The following is a 559-nucleotide window of genomic DNA, read 5'->3' on the forward strand; positions in this document are numbered from 1 at the left end:
GTCCAAATCGACAAATCTCGCCAGACCTGCCTCCAAAGGAGAGATGTCTTCGGTTTGCTCTAAGTTCTTGGACTATTATTTTGTTACCCAGGACCTTAACTACCTTGACTGGGGTGCCTGGGGGCAGAAACTCTCCTTCAGTAAGGACATCAACTTTCCTTCCCTCCAGGTGAGCAATTCCTGCCGGGCGCAAGGGGGGTAAGGTTTCTCCTATCTTATCCTCCAGTTCTTTCAGTTCTGGTAAGGCCTGCTTACTTCTGTCCTGCGTCTCCAGGCGGACAGTTTGCCAGAACAAAAGTCCTATTCCTATAAGAAGAAAAACAACTCCCAGGACCAGCGCCCCCATTCCGAGAGCTAGAAAGATTCCCCCGACCATCAAGACTATGCCCATATGAGAGACATCGAATAGCCCGGCTCCCTCTCTGACCGCAAAATGTTCCTTAAGGATGCTGGAGTAATATACGGGGAGCTCCCAGCCCGCGAAGTCAGTGAAGACCGCTCCCAGCTTTTGCTGTTCCTCAAAGAGTCTGGTCCTTTTCATGGCGGAACTCACTTTCTC

1 protein-coding gene is annotated in these 559 nt (G+C 50.8%); it reads right to left on the reverse strand.

Going from position 1 to position 559, the window contains the following annotated elements:
* A partial coding sequence (locus HW443_RS12740) for an NfeD family protein (RefSeq protein ID WP_320411606.1) occupies positions 1–541 on the reverse strand: 541 nt, incomplete at its 3' end.
* Positions 542–559: the final 18 nt, after the last annotated feature.

The organism is Candidatus Hakubella thermalkaliphila, from assembly GCF_013281975.1.
Classification (GTDB): Bacteria; Actinomycetota; Humimicrobiia; order Hakubellales; family Hakubellaceae; genus Hakubella; species Hakubella thermalkaliphila.